Source organism: Paenibacillus sp. CAA11 (assembly GCF_003060825.1).
In the GTDB taxonomy this organism is placed as follows: domain Bacteria; phylum Bacillota; class Bacilli; order Paenibacillales; family Paenibacillaceae; genus Fontibacillus.
On record NZ_CP028922.1, the window covers coordinates 3,205,064 to 3,220,038 of the forward strand.

Below are 14,975 nucleotides of genomic sequence, written 5' to 3' on the forward strand. Positions count from 1 at the left end.
CATATCATGTCGGCTTAACTGTATTATAACAGGGAGGTGAACCTGTATCTGTGATCTAGTTCACTCCCATGGAATCTTTTACAATTTTTCCAATTCAACTCGCGAGCCTTGTCCAGCGCTCTCTGCCGGAATAACAACCAGCTTTCGCGGAAGGCGCGCACGCAGCTCAGCCACATGGCTGATCACGCCTACTGCCAAATGATCATGATGCAAATGCTCCAGAGAAGTGATCACCGTATCAAGCAGATCGGGATCAAGTGTGCCAAAGCCCTCGTCCAAAAAGAAGAACTGAAGCGGATACTGACCCCGCAGCTGAATCTGAGCCGAAAGCGCCAGCGCCAGCGCCAAAGAGGTCAAGAACGTCTCTCCACCCGAAAGCGTGGAGACCGGACGCTTAATGCCCCCATTGGCATCATCACAGATCACAAATCCTCCGCCGGAATCGGTCTCCAGCGAGTATCTCTGTTTGGTCAGGGAGCGCAGACGCTGAGAAGCCGCATGACTTACGCTCATTAACTGCTCTTCAGCTACATACTCCACGAAGGCATTCCCGCGCAGGCTGCTCTGCAGCTTAGCAAGGAGGCCGGATTGATGGTCCAGCTCCGCCCGAACAGTCTCTAGCTCCTTCCAGCGAAGGTGTCGAACCTTGATATCCTCCCAGTCTCTTTCCGCCTTAGCCTTCCCTTCCAGGGCTACCTCATCTCTTAGCTTGCATACCTGAAGCTGCTGCTGAATAAGAGACCACTCTTCTTCGGAAACAGTTCTTCCCTCCAGGCGGGCGGTGATTTCCCGAAGCCGAATCCGGAGCTCTTGTTCCGCATCCCGGTGCTGCCCAATCCGCAGCTCCATCGCTTCCATAACTCCCTTCTCCAGAAGGGCGGCTGACGCATCCTCTTCGCTCGTGAAGGGCGACTGTTCAAGCTCAGCCTGCCATCGCTCCAGCAGCTGCTCCGTTTGTTCTGCAGCCGTATGAGCTGCCTGACGAGCCAGAAGGGCCGCCTGCATCGTCTCTTGTCTCGCCGTATCAGCTTCTCTTTGTCGATCGCGAGTCCCTTTGGCTTCCTTCCGCAGAGCATCCAGCTTGTCACTCGCTTCGGCAAATAGCTGTTCCGCCGAACGGCCGGAGGTAATCGTCTCAAGCCGCTGCAGCTTCTCCTGCAGCAGCTTGTCCCCACCTTCAAGCCTTGTCGCCCATTGGACCAGCTCCCGGTCCAGCTCTGCCATTTCCTCTTGGAGAGAGCGCAGCTTCGCATTCTTCTCCTCAATGAACGGGACGCTGAGCTCAAGCCGGCTGCGCACATCTTCCGCTTCGGTATCCATAGCATGCAGCTTCTCAAACTCCAGAGCTGCTGCCTCCAAGCTAAGGTTGGGAAATAGCTCTTCCCACTCCTGTATTTTGGCCTCATATTCCTGCTGAACCGCTTCGCGTTTGCGAGTCATCAGCTCGCTTTGCTGACTCACACTGCGCCGCTCTGCCGCAGCTGCCGCAGATTCCTGCCGCCATGCATCCCGGCGGTCTTGGTACTGCTTCACTTCACGCTGAAGCTGAGCAAGAGCCGTCCCGCTGACCTTAAGCGCCTGCTGGATGCCGGTGACGCGTCCCCGAGCTTCAGCAATCGCAAGAGGCGCATCGCCAGCTATAGGCAGATGTCTCTCCTGCGCCGCAGCAGCCTCGGCTTCACTTGACACGGCTTCCAGATCAGCATTCTTACCCAGCGCTTCGGCAAGACCGCGAACAGCCTCTGCACCTCTTGCTGCCTCATAGCGCAGCTCCCGAAGCTCTGGCAGCAGGTTGTTAAGCTGGCCTAGCTCTGTGTCCGCAAGCCCCGCTTCATGCGGCAGGCTTGCTGCCGGGGCAGGATGGTGTACCGATCCGCAGACAGGACAGGCTTCACCCGTCTGCAGCTGCTCCGCAAGCTTCACAGACCAGATATGGCGCTCACTGGCCGCCATTTGCTCCCTAAGCCCTGCTTCCTTGAGCTCCAATTGTTCAAGAAGCTGCAGCAAATCGGCGTCCAGTTGCCTCAGCCTCATTCCTGCCGTCAAAGCCGTATCCAGCATGTGCTGCTGGCTTGATGCGAGTTCGGCTTCCTGCCTTGAAAGCTTCTCCGCCAGAGCATGACTGCTCAGGCTTCGCTCCTGCTGCGCCTGCTCTTCCTTAAGCGCCAGCTGAAGCTGCTGCTCCTGAGCTGTGAGCGCATCCTTACGCGCCACAGCATCCTGAAGGCGGCGGCGATCCGCCGCCTTCACCTCGCAGCTCTTCAGCTTAGCCTCCAGCTCCTGGCGCCGGTGCATCGCCTTGGCAAGGAGCTGCTCCTCCTTCGCGGCCTCCGCTGCGAGTTCCTGCCGGCGCTTCTGGCCGCCGGCATGGCTGGCCGCATGCGCTGCCTGCTCCTGCTGCAGCGCCTTAAGCTCCACCTGGAGCTGCTTCGCCTGCTCCAGATGTTCGAGCCGCCGCAGCAGCCCGGGCTCCTCAGCCGTCAGCACGCTTTCGGCAAGCAGGGCGGCGTCAGCGGCACGCTGCGCCTGAGCCGCGCTTGCTTCAGCGGCGGCGGCGGCACGCTGCGCTGCGGCTTCCCGCTCAGCCGCAACCTGGGCGGCCGCCTTCCAGGCGGTAAGGGCCGGGCGCATCGCCTCGGCAGCCATCGCCTGCTTCAGGCGGGACTCCTCGGCAGCGATGTCTGGGCTCCGCTGCTGCAGCTGCGCTTCTTCCGCCGCCAGCTGCCGCTGCTGCAGCACGAGCTCGCGCAGGCGCCCGAGCTCCTCTGCCGCCGTTTGGGCGGCCTGGAGCTCCAGACGAGCGGCGGCGGCTTGCTTCACAGCGTCCTGCATTCGCTCTTCCGCCGCCTGCAGCGCTTCTTCGGAGGCACTGCCCAGGCCCTGCTGCTCAGCCGCCAGCTCCTTGAGCCGTCCCTCTGTTTCCTTCACGCGCCGGCTAAGCTTCTGCCCCAGCAAATCACCGTATTTCTCCAGATGAAACAAGCGCTGCAGCATCTGCCGTCTTTCACTGCCCTTCAAAGCCAGGAATTCCGCAAATTTCCCCTGTGGCAGCACAACGGCCCTCGTAAAGTCATCCATCTTGAGCCCAATCTTATCTTCTACACAGCGGGTAACTTCGGCCAGCTTGTCAGCAAGCACCTCTTCCCCTTCCGGCTTAACGGCAATAAACCTGCTGATCGTATTGCTAACAGAGTGATCCCCTGTACGTTTGAATCGGCGCTCGACCCGGTACCGCTCCACTCCTGCGGCAGACATAAGCTCAAAGGTAAACGAGACAAACAGAGAATCCTCAGAATGATTCATAATTCCTTGAGTGCCGCCATAAGCACGTTCTACCTTGCCGTATAAGGATAGAGTTATAGCATCCAGCAGCGTGGACTTGCCGCTTCCCGTAGGTCCAAAAATTCCGAACAGCCCCGTCTCGCATAGCTCCGTGAAATCAATCTCCTGCGCTTCCCGGTAGCTCTGCAGTCCAGACAGCTTCAAATGAATTGGCTTCATCTTTCGTCCCCCCCTCCTTCGGAAGTGGTCTCTTCCTCATGATCGGCAAGCAGGCTCATGAAGAGATCAACAAGCTCTGATTCCGGTTCGGCACCACCGCTCTGCCGCTGATAGAACTTCCTGAACAGCTCATGGATTGGCAGCTGTGAACGGTCAGCTTGCGTATCCTCAGACTGAAGTCCAGGATAGATGGGTCTAATGTGAACAATTCCCTCATGCGCTTTGCGAAGGCTCTGGATATCGGCCATAGACATCGCTTCGGTCAGCGAAATCTCAAGATCTATAAACGCTCGGGCGTCCCGCCCCTCATCCAACCAGCGACGGACTTCCTCAAGCCCTCCCCGGCTGCTCCATCTTACCAGAGGCTTGCCGCTGGTAAGATGAATCTCTTCCATAACCGGATCCTTCCCTGGAGAGACATCCAGCATCATGACCGATTTCGCTTGACCGGCTTCAGAGAAGCTGTAGGCTAGCGGAGAGCCGCTGTAGCGGGTCAGCCCCCCACCCTTCACAGCCTGCGGACGGTGAAGATGTCCAAGAGCCGTATATTGGGCTCCAATATCCAGGGATGACGGATCCACTGTATAGGCGCCGCCAACCTGGATCGGTCGTTCGCTGTCAGATTCCACTCCGCCAAGCACATAGATATGACTCATCGCCAAATTCACTGTATTTTCACGAAAGCTCTGTGCCAGCCCCTTCATCAGCTGGGCCACACGGGCACTGTAAGCCAGCCTCAGTTCCCCCTCGTCTCCATCACCGGCTAGCAGCTCGTTAAGACGAGACTCCGAAGGATAAGGAAGAGCTGCGATCACCGCTCTCTCTCCGGTACGGGCCACCTCTACATGAACCACCTCGCTCGTGGGCAGACCTACAAGCTGAATACCGCTCTGTGTAACAAGCGGCCGGACTGCGGCCACCCGCTCCGGCTGATCGTGGTTGCCCGCAATGGCAACGAGATGCCTACCTTCCTCTGTCAAGCGGGCGGCAGCCTCATAGAACAAGCTCTCGGCGGCTGCAGGCGGATTGACGCTATCATAGACGTCCCCTGCCATCATAATAAGATCCACCTGCTGCTCCCTGACCAATTTCACCAGCTCGTCCAGAAACTGTTCCTGCTCCTGCAGACGGCTGCGGCCTTCCAGCGTCCGCCCCAAGTGCCAATCTCCTGTATGCAAAATACGCATAGTCTTCCCCCTCTCTCATAACCTTCACGGGCCTGTGGCTGCAGCCCCCTCATTTCCTTCGTTCCTCCAGCCGAACTCTATTCATCATAGCTTTACTGCTTCGCCGGTGTCGAAGAAATACAGCCATTTCTCCTCCACAGGCACGCCTGTAATGTCGTAGAGAGCGGCCGCATACAGCTCAAGCTGGCTGCGGTACTGCTCCTTCAGCGCTGAAATGCCACCACGGTGCGCCAGCACCCGGTCGCTCTTGTAATCCAGCAGAATCTGCCGGCCTTCCAACTCAAACAAACAATCTACAATCCCTTGAATCAACACAATCTCCTGATCCAATTCTGTCCGGAGCTGAACCTCAGATATGCTACCTTCCTGAACACCCTCCAGATAAGGGGCAAATTTCGGATAAGCGTCCACCGCGGACAAGCCGTAGCTGAATGGCAGCTCTCTGCGGACCCACGTAGCTCGTCTCACCATATCTCCCAGTGGACTTCGCAAAAAATCCGCAATCCGTCCGTTGTCTAGCTCCTCAGCCTGTGAGGCGGGTAGAATTTGCAGGCTTACGAGCCTATGAATTGTCTCTTGCACCAGCTCTTCTGCCGATTGGTCAGGTGTACCCTCGAAGGGAAGGTGCTGCATCACCGTGTGATAAGCTGTTCCCCGCTCCGTTGGTGTCATCTGTCTACGCTCCATAAATTTTGGCCGACGCAAATGGAGCTTGAAATCCGCCTGTTCCGGCAGCACCTGGCTCTCCTGCCGAATCTTCTCCATCTCGGCAGCATCCAGCGGAGGCTGCTCCTGCATAGTCAGCAGCGCCTTCATCTCAGTGACCGAGGTCTTGGCCGAAATTCGGCTTGAAATTTCATAAGGATAGTTCCAATCCAGGGAGGCTCTTATGCGCTCGGATAATGCAGGGTCCTCATCTCCCACCGAAGGAAGCCCCATTCCTGTAAGAAGGCGCTGAACAGGGGAGGCATATTCCACACCTGCACTGTCCTTCTCTTCATCCTTGGTTACGGCTGCAGCCTGCACAATCTGATGAAGTGGCAGCGTAACGATTTTCCAAGGAAGAGACTCTTCCCCGCTAGCTATGAAAAGGCCAGAGGTTTCAGCAGGAATGCCCGCCAGTTCCCGAAGCTTGCCAGCTTCAGGCTGTCTAATTAAAGCCGGCCCAATCCAGTCCAAATAACTGCGGCCTCTGGCCAGCAGATAATCGGGCAGCATTTCCTGCTCACTCTGCAAAGCCTGACTCCATACAGCCGCCGCCTTACTCAAGTCCTTCACTGCGGATACCAGAATCAGCTTGTCTTTTGGACGAGTGAGCGCCACATATAGAATCCGCATCTCTTCGGCGAGCAGCTCCATCTGAGCCCTGCGCCGAATCGCCAGATTGGGAAGTGTCGGATAGCTTACACGGGTAACCCCATCCACATATTTAGGACCAAAGCCAAGTTCCTTGTGCATAAGGAACGGCGAATTCAAATCCTGCCTATTAAACATTTTGGATAACCCGGCCACAAAAACAACCGGGAACTCCAGCCCCTTACTTTTGTGAATCGTCATAATCCGAACCGACTCTTCATCTTCACCTGCCGTAGACGGGGCACCAAGATCACTCCCTGTCTCCTTCAGTCTTCCGATAAAGCGCAAGAAGCGGAAAAGGCCGGGAGCCGCAGCAGACCGTTCATACTGCTTGGCCCGGTCATGCAGTGCTCTAAGGTTGGCTTGCCGCTGAATCCCTCCCGGCATACCTCCAACCCAATCCAGGTACCCCGTCTCCCGGTACACCCGCCATATAAGTCCGCTTAGCTCACCTATACGCGCTTCGGTTCGCCAAGCCTCAAGTCGGTCCAAAAAAATAGTCAGCTTGCCCGCCAGCTCACCATCTCCATCGCCAACTGAGCTCAAGTCCGCTTCCTCCAGACCCTCGCTTGGATGCGTAAGGTTCGGTTCCTCCTCATGATCCAGATCAAGGCCGACTCCCGAAGCAGCCTTCACAAGCGCTTCATAGAAGCTGCTTCCGGAAGCAGCAAGACGAACGCCTGCCAGCTCTTCCTCTGTCAAACCTACGATCGGAGAACGAAGAACGGAGGCTAGCGGTATATCTTGCTGCGGATTGTCAATGACTTGCAGTAAGGACAGCATTATTTCCACTTCAGTCGCTTGGAAATAACCCTGATTAAGCTCCCCGGAGGCAGGAATCCCTTCCAGCATCAGTTCTTGAATCATTAATGGGGCCCATGCAGAGACAGAGCGAAGCAGGATGACAATATCGCCATACCTTGCGGGACGCGAAGCCTTGATTCGCTTGTCATAGACCATAAGCGGTCTTCCATCGTCGCCTAGAAGCGAGCGAATTCGAGCAGCAATGGCTCTCGCCTCAAGCCGAACCGCTTCAATCTCTACTGCTTCCTCACCAGGCGCCTCTTCTTCAAGGGCAGCTTCTCCTCCGGTCTCTTCCGGCTTTCTTCCGCCTTCACTGCGGTCCATCAGCAGTAATTCCGGCGCATACTGGGGAAGCCCCTTCTCGTTCTGCGGAAATAACTCCCCATAGACAAGCTCTGCTCTGGCATCATAATCAATCTCAGCAACGGTTCGGTTCATCATCTGCCTAAACAACATATTAACGGCGCTTACCACCTCGCGCCGGCTGCGGAAATTACGCGCCAGGTCGATTCGCAGGCCTTCCCCGCCAAAATCATCCGCATAGCTGCGATATTTATCCAGGAACAGTCCCGGCTCTGCCAACCTGAAGCGATAAATACTCTGCTTCACATCCCCAACCATAAACCGGTTGCCCGGGGAAGGCCGAGAGATCAACTGAACAATCATTTCCTGTACCGTATTCGTATCCTGATACTCGTCAAGCAGCACTTCTTCATACTGAGCCTGGTATTCCAGAGCCGCATCCGATGGGAGCACCTGCAAAGGATTTGAGCCGGGATGACGGAGAATTTGCAGACAGTAATGCTCCAGATCAGAGAAATCAAGCCAGCTCTTCGCCTTCTTCTCAGCCTGATAGCGTTCACCGAAACTGATCACAAGCTCGGCCAGCTCCTGCATCAGCGGACCTGCCTGATGCAGCTCTGTAATGAATGCCTCAGCAGGCCTTCCAAATAGCTGACCTCGAAGCTCTGCTAGCGATTTCTTAGCCTCTTCGCGAAACCCCTTAACCCGATCCTGAACTGCCGGATCTGTCTGATCCTTACGAACAGCCTTCAGCTTGCCAAATGCCGCCTTCTCGAACTGGCCATGCAGAGAAGACCAAGGACCTGCCTCCACCGCACGCTTCAGCTCAAGCACCATGCTCAAATCCTCTTGAAGCGTGACCGCATACGGAGCAGGACCCCCCGGAGAAAGAGACAAATCGATCCCCTGCTTTAGCAGATGAATAATTCCGTCCAGGGATAGCTGCGTGTCCGACACAATGCTCTTTACCCAGGAGCTTTGCTCCAAAGAAGACGTATCGGCGGCTGTAAAAGCTGCTGCTGTGCTTCGCAACCAGTGATCTGGCCAAGGATGGCTCCGCGAGAAATCGTACAGCCGCTGAACCAGGTAGAACATTGCATCATCGCTTCGCTCCCCGCTGAACCAGTCAACCAGCTCCAGGAATGAACTCCCTTCTGACTCGGAGCCGTATTTTTCCTCAAACAGCTCCTCCAACACTTCCTGCCGCAGCAGCTGTGTCTCATGCTCGGAGGCAATGCGAAATCCCGGATCAAGGGGAATCAAGGTATAATACCGCTGAATGACCTCCATGCAGAAAGAATGCAGTGTCGTAATGGAGGCGCGTCCAAGCATGGCTAGCTGTCTTCGCAAATGTTCATGCTCCGGGTCCTTCTCAAGCTCCGCCTCCAGCGCCTCACGTATGCGCTGGCGCATCTCGGCAGCTGCTGCTTTGGTGAAGGTTGCTACCAGCAAGCGATCAACGTCTATGCCCCCTGAAGCCCCGGTTATTTTGCGGATAATCCGTTCAACCAGAACCGCCGTCTTACCAGAGCCTGCAGCAGCGGCAACGAGCATATTTCCGCCGGACATGGCAATCGCCTTCCACTGATCATCGCTCCAATGGGTTCCGACCGGTTTTACAAGCTCCATGGTGATTCCTCCTCAATCTTCGTCCACATCTGTTCTTTACCTGGCTTGCTGAGCATCTTATACCGCCCCTGATCTGTCTTCTCGTCAAACTGGCATACCGACTTATAAGAACAAAAAGTGCAGGCCGTCTCTTGACCGATCCGATAAGGTTCTATGGCAACGTCTCCGTCTGTGATCCGTGTCCCGATCGCTTTGATCTTGGTGCGAACCACGCCGAGCAGGGCAGTCCACTGATCCAGTGTTGCTACAGCAGCGCTGCTGTAAAAACCTCCGTCCGCCTTGACCGCAACCGGCAAAATATCTGAGTAGCCCTTCTCCAGCTCACGGTCCATTTTACCGATCGTCTCCCGGTCAGCAAGCAGGAGTCCCCTCATCTTGAACCGCCGCAGCATTTCCTGACGGGCCTGCTCGGGATCCATCGCATTCGTGCTTTGAAGCAGCGGATTATGAACATGGAAATATAGCGTTCCCGCCGGGAGAGCGGATTGACCAAGCCATGCCTCTGCTGAGGTTAAAATTACATCCAGATAGGTGAGCATTTGCAGGGCCAGGCCATAGTACACTTCGTGCAGCTTAAGGTCGGTCTGACTTGACTTGTAATCGATAACACGCAGCAGGAGCCCATCTTCGCTCTCCGCCATATCAACCCTATCAATTCGCCCTACGATCTCCATGACACAGCCATTCTGCAGCTCGAATCTTAACGGAGGAAGCTCGCGTCCCGGGCCAAAGTCCAGCTCTAGTCCCACCGGCTCGAAGTCTCCGCGTCTAGACTGCTCTCCCAAGATGACAGAGGCCCGTCCGACAATATGCTTAAGCTTCCGTGAAATATAGCCGTAGCGTTTGGAGCTGAGTAGAATTTCCCCTTGAAGCTTGGGAGCCAGCTTGTCCACTGCCGCTTCCGCCTCGCGCATACACTCCTCTGGGGTCAAGGAGCCCCAGCTTCGGTTCTCCTGCTTCAGTGTCACCGCCATCGCGCTTAAGGCTGCGTGAAACAGCTGCCCGATGTCCGGAGCCTTCAGACGGTATAGCTGACGTTCTCTCAGCTTAAGACCATGTGAAGCAAAGTGGGAAAATGGGCATGCCGCAAATCTCTCCATTCGGGACACACTGGTCCGCAGACGCTTGCCGTACAGCTTCCGACTGGTATCCGGGGTAAGGTTCCGGGTTGCATTACGGTAATCCAGAGAGTAGAGCAAATGCTGAAGCGGCTCTTTCCAATCAGGCTGAGACCGGTACCATTGCAGCGCCTCCCACCATACCTGTGAGATATCTACCCCGTTCTTCCACTGGCGCAGCTGTCCGATCAGCTGGGACAATCCCGGCAGCGGGCGGGAAAGGCTACTCAGAAGGAGCTCCTCATGTGCATTCACCGCCAGCACTTCACTGATGAACTGCTCTTCTAGAGCAGGGAAGATAGCCCGCACATGCCGGATCACTTCTGAAGGATGCAGCGCTTTGCCCTCCTCATCAGCTACAGGATAACTAATCCAGAGCGAGCAGGCAGCCGAGGATAACGCATGATAAATTAAAAATCGTTCATCGAGTAGCTTACGTGTTATTCGAGAGCCAAGGGTCAGCCCCCCTTCTTCAAGGCGGCCGAGTTCCTGGTCTGTCAGGACGCCCTCCTCCTGAAATACCGCAGGCATAATTCCTTCATTGATGCCGAGCAGAAACACATGCTTCACATGACTGGAACGGGTCCGGTCTGTGGTTCCAATCAGAACCTGATCTAGGGAAGGCGGCACCAGGCCGAGCTTAAGATCCTGCAGGCCGGTATCGAGTACGCCTGCGAACAGCTCCAGTCCCAGCTCTTCGTCCCCCATCATTTCTACGATTTGATCCAGCATGTCCAGTATGGCACCCCATAGACTGCGATGCTCCATGGCTTGCTGCGGCTGCCCCTCTTGTACGGCCTGATGGGCTAGCAGATCAAGCCGGGAGGCAGCGCCCACATCCTCAAGCAAATGATAGACGGCCGTGCACATTTGCTCTGCCGTCTTGGCTCTCTTGATCCGTTTCTCAAATAACCCAAGCGGCAGGGTGATCGCTTCGCGGCAGCGCCATATCCGCTCCATGGAAGCCTCTGCCTCCGTCTCTGTCTTCGCCTGAGTCTCCCCGGACGTATTTTCCCCAGGATCAAGCGACAATCTGGGTGTCCCCTTCCAAACCTTATCACTGCTCCAACGCGATCCTTCAATTCCACTGGCCAACACATAGTTCTCTAGGACATCCATATCTTCACGGGTCAGACTTCCATCAGCTGGCAGCAGAAAGTCCGTTTTCACCATCCGGAATACATCCTCATACTTCCAATAACGTCTAATCACATCCAGGGAAGCACGTATGAACTCAAGCAGTGGATGATGAACGACGCTCTTTCTCTGGTCTAGGAAATATGGGACTCCGTAATCCTGAAATACCGGTGCTGCGATATGATCATAGTCATCAAGGCTGCGCACAAAGATGGCCATATCTCTCCAGCGCGCCCCTTCTTCCCTCGCCAGACGCACCATCTCCCGTACGGCTGCTTCCACTTCAGCTCGCCGGCTGCTTGCCGCACGCAGCATTAAGCTTCGCTTCAAATCTTCTGGCTCTTCTACTACACGGGTTCTTCGCTCGTAAGCTCCTTCTAGCAGCTGCAGTGTCCGGCTCGCTTTAAAACGCGGGAAGGGCCGCTGATTCAAGTTATCTGTCTCCAGCACAGGCACGCCGCATGACTCGGCTAGAGCCTTTAGCTTCAAATAGGTCGTGGCCGTAGGATGGAACAAATTCAGCTCATGCGGCGGCAGCCCGTCATCATAGGGCCGGTCCAGCGTAAGGGCTACCTTTAAGCTCGACACCGACTTCAGCATGGCCCCCAGCGCCTTATACTCCTGCGGGGTAAAGGTGTGAAAGCCATCCACCCATATTTCCGCATCGCGCAAATAGGCTGACAGCGGAGCTCCCTCCGCCAGCTTGATCACATGATCCTCCGCATCAATATAGAGTCCGGCGAGCTCTTTCTCGAACTCGCTGTAAATAAGGGTCAAGTCATGCATTTTATCCTTCAGCAGCGGTGACTCCGCCTCCAGGCCTTCGAGCAGCCCAAGATGCTCTTGAAATCCTTGCGGATCTGCACCGTACTTCTTGGCCTCGGTAAACAAGCTGTTCAACTTATCCACCAGACCCATCTGACTGCCGGAATTCCCGTACATCTTCAATTCGCTCTGAAGGCGCCGCAAAATCTTGTACAACAGCATTTTCTTGCCTTCTTCGCTAATTGGGATCAGCGCCGATCCGCCCGTCTCCTGCATCACGCGCAGAGCCAGTCTGCGGAAGCCCAGCACCTGAGCGCGAACGGTCCCTCTCAGCTCCGGGGAGCTTGCCAGCGCATGTTCAATTTGGAATGTCCCCTGTTCGGGAACAAGCAAAATCAGCGGGGGACCTAGTGGATCCTGCTGCAGTCGGGATTTAATCTGATCCAGCATCTTTTGGCTCTTGCCGCTGCCCGAGCGGCCTATCATCAATTGAAGTGACATGGGAAGCCTCCTGCTATATACATAAAATCAAATTTGTAAGTAACAACTGTCCGAAATTTCGTTATATTCCAGTATAACACACCCCTCCCCAAGAGGAACGTACGTTTGGAAAATTACAACATGGTATTCCATACAAAATAAGCTCACCGTCTCCTGAACAGAAACGATGAGCTTAGTGAAATCATAGTCTATACCCTAAGAAGCCTATAATGTTGTCTTGCTCCGTACTTCAAAGATAGCGAATTTCAAATAGTGGCCTTCCTCCACGCCGAGAATCTGCGGATGGTCCTTCCCTGCTGCCCTCCATTCGATAAGGCGCAGGATTTTCCCAGCGTCTGCCGCAGCATCGGCGATCGTCTCCAGGAACAGGTCTGGCCGCATGTGATACGAGCAGCTCGCTGTCACCAGGTAGCCCCCTTCGTTCACCAGCTTCATACCATGAAGATTGATATCCTTGTAACCTCGACAGGCGCCCTTCACCGCACTCTTGGTCTTGGCAAATGCTGGCGGGTCGAGGATTACAACATCCCAGGTGCGTCCAATGCCGGCCGGCATTGGAACCGAAGTATCCGCCCTTCCTTCAGCTCTGGCCTTCCGCTCATCCTGCCCCTTAACCTGACTTCGCAGGTAATCAAAGGCATCTGCGACCACGAATTCCACTCGGTCCTCAAAGCCATTCAGCTGGACATTGGCCTTGGCGCTCTCAATGGCATGCTCCGAAATATCCAGACAAGTTACTTTTTTCGCCCCATACTTACAGGCGTGAAGTGTAAAGCTTCCGGTATGAGAGAAACACTCCAGCACCGTAGCACCGTCCCAATATGGGAACGTCACTTCTTTCCCATTGCGGTTCATCGGAGCAATCCGTCTCTCGCCGTTCTCATCCGTCAGCTCTCCCAGCGCAATACCGCTGCGCTCTCCCCAGCCGGTCATCAGCGGGGCGATGGAGGCCCGGTTCTCCCGCTGGTCAAAGAAGTAGCCTGTCTTCTGTCCTTCTACAATATCGATAGACAATAACAGACCATTCTCTGTTATGGTTACATGTCTTGGACATTCACCATAAAGCGGCCCCTTTGTCTGCTCCAAGCCTTCCATTTCCCGTATGCCGACATCGCTGCGTTCGTAGATCCCCTTAGGATGCAGCACTTCTACCAATGCATCAACAATTTCCTGACGTCTTTTGTCCATTCCCAAGGTCAACAGCTGAACCACCAGCACATCGCCAAATCGGTCAACCACCAGACCTGGCAGAAAATCTGCTTCTCCATATACGAACCGATAGGCATCCTCTTGAACAAAACGGCTGCGGTGCTTCAGACATTCACGGAATCTTGCTGCAAAAAAAGTTCTGTCCATCTGTTCAATGGGTTGGTAGGAAACGACACGGACTGTAATTTGGGAAGCCGGGTTATAGTAGCCTACGGCAAGGAAGCGACGCTGATGATTCAGCACCTGCACCAAATCGCCTGGAGCTGGTTCTCCTTCAATCTGCTCGATTTCATTCTTAAAAATCCAGGGATGCCCCTGTTCCAGTCTCTTCTTGCGGCTGCGCTGCAGTATTACGCTTGCCATGCGATCAATCACTCCTAAGTCAAATTGTATTCCTATCTACAGCAGCCCTAAGGCGGCTTGGCATCGTTTGTCCTCATCCCGCATAAGCATGTTCATAGCATGTACAAAGAAAGGAGGCCGCTCCTCATGATACGCGACCTGATCATCCCGCTGACATTCGGACTGGCCCTCTTTATATTCGGTATGAAAATGATGGAGCTCTCGCTTCAGGCCTGGGCAGGTCCTGCGCTGAAGAAGCTGCTGAACCTGTCTACGTCCACTCCGCTCAAAGGAATGCTGTTCAGCACAGCAGTTACGGCCGCACTGCAGAGCAGCACGGCTGTAACTGTAATGACCATTGGCCTTGTCAACGCAGGCCTGCTCAGTTATAGCCGCACGCTCGGCATCATCCTTGGTGGCAATATCGGCACCTGCCTAACCACAGAGCTTATTGCCCTGCAAATTAACCGATGGGGGCTCCCCATATTTCTGCTGTCCCTATGTACGTGGTTTATAGCTTCCGCCCTGACACAGCGGCTGCCCGCTGCCTTAGGCCGCATGGCGAACTTCCTCCGCTCTTTACAATATGCAGCTCTTGCATCAGCTGGATTCGGTCTTGTGCTGACCGCCATCGCCTGGATGCAAGGCACGGGTGAAGCTATGGAGGCCTACGGCCTAATCCGCTGGTTCACGGCGCAGGCGGGGACAAACGTTGTATGGGGAGCGCTTGCCGGAGCCGCACTTGCTGCCATGATTCACAGCAGTGCTGCTGTCATTGCTCTGGCGATGGGACTGGCCGCATCAGGCGCACTGCCCTTGCCGCTGGCCATTGCAGTTGTCATCGGAGCAAACGTCGGAACCTGTATCACCGCTGTCATCGCCTCGATCGGAGGCACAAAATCCGGGCGTTTTGTAGCCTGGTCCCATGTCGTTCTCAACCTTGGCGGCGCGCTTCTCTTTCTTCCGCTTGTAGGACAGCTTGAGCTTATAACCGCCTGGTTCTCTACAGACCCGGCGGCCCAGGTGGCTCATAGTCAGACCATCTTCAATATACTTAGCTCCATCCTGGCTCTGCCCTTATGCTACTTACCTGTATGGGACCGTCTTAACCGGCAGACATGAC

At 55.3% G+C, this 14,975-nt stretch carries 6 protein-coding genes; 1 reads left to right on the forward strand and 5 read right to left on the reverse strand.

Annotated features, from left to right (window positions below):
- Window positions 1–78: 78 nt before the first annotated feature.
- The 5 genes from DCC85_RS15080 to DCC85_RS15100 all read right to left on the reverse strand — a co-directional run bounded on the left by DCC85_RS15080 (window position 79) and on the right by DCC85_RS15100 (window position 13,873).
- Entirely contained in the window at window positions 79–3,501 is a 3,423-nt protein-coding gene (locus tag DCC85_RS15080; RefSeq protein WP_108466337.1) for an AAA family ATPase, read from the reverse strand.
- Window positions 3,498–4,688, reverse strand: a complete 1,191-nt coding sequence (locus tag DCC85_RS15085) for an exonuclease SbcCD subunit D (protein WP_108466338.1) — start codon at window positions 4,686–4,688, stop codon at window positions 3,498–3,500. Before DCC85_RS15085 ends, DCC85_RS15080 begins: the two co-directional genes overlap by 4 nt.
- A gap of 84 nt (window positions 4,689–4,772) precedes the next feature.
- A complete protein-coding gene (addA, locus tag DCC85_RS15090) occupies window positions 4,773–8,780 on the reverse strand; it encodes a helicase-exonuclease AddAB subunit AddA (RefSeq protein WP_108466339.1) in 4,008 nt (1,335 codons plus the stop codon).
- The gene (addB, locus tag DCC85_RS15095; RefSeq protein ID WP_108466340.1) at window positions 8,768–12,301 is read right to left on the reverse strand and encodes a helicase-exonuclease AddAB subunit AddB; all 3,534 of its coding nucleotides are present in this window, start codon (window positions 12,299–12,301) and stop codon (window positions 8,768–8,770) included. The genes addA and addB overlap by 13 nt, the downstream gene beginning before the upstream one ends.
- 204 nt (window positions 12,302–12,505) lie before the next feature.
- Window positions 12,506–13,873, reverse strand: a complete 1,368-nt coding sequence (locus tag DCC85_RS15100; RefSeq protein WP_108466341.1) for a class I SAM-dependent rRNA methyltransferase — start codon at window positions 13,871–13,873, stop codon at window positions 12,506–12,508.
- Between the two features lie 126 nt (window positions 13,874–13,999).
- Here DCC85_RS15100 and DCC85_RS15105 point away from each other — a divergent pair, with 126 nt between their 5' ends.
- A complete protein-coding gene (locus DCC85_RS15105; RefSeq protein ID WP_108466342.1) occupies window positions 14,000–14,974 on the forward strand; it encodes a Na/Pi cotransporter family protein in 975 nt (324 codons plus the stop codon).
- Window position 14,975 lies beyond the last annotated feature (1 nt).